Here is a 202-nt window from a genome sequence, read left to right as displayed (position 1 = left end):
CCTTTGATGTTTGCTCGCAGATTTTGATGGATCATTTCTCCGGGAAAAAATCTTTGGTTTTTGCTAATCACCAGTGACCTATTACGAAATTTGTTCCTTGCTAAAATACACATCACACTTATCAGAAAAGCATCCTATCATTGTGCAAAACAACAACTATGGTTAAGAATGATAAAGCCTTAACTCTTAGATTCGTAATAAC

General features: G+C 34.7%; 1 protein-coding gene. It reads left to right on the top strand.

From position 1 onward, the window contains the following. Positions 1 to 131: 131 nt before the first annotated feature. On the top strand, positions 132 to 202 hold a 71-nt coding region (locus Lsan_RS23655), incomplete at its 3' end, for a hypothetical protein (protein WP_420324307.1).

Origin of the sequence: Legionella santicrucis (assembly GCF_001468135.1) — a bacterium.
Classification (GTDB): Bacteria; Pseudomonadota; Gammaproteobacteria; order Legionellales; family Legionellaceae; genus Legionella; species Legionella santicrucis.
Note: the sequence above shows the minus strand (reverse complement) of the source record. Positions and strands in the feature narration are given on the sequence as shown.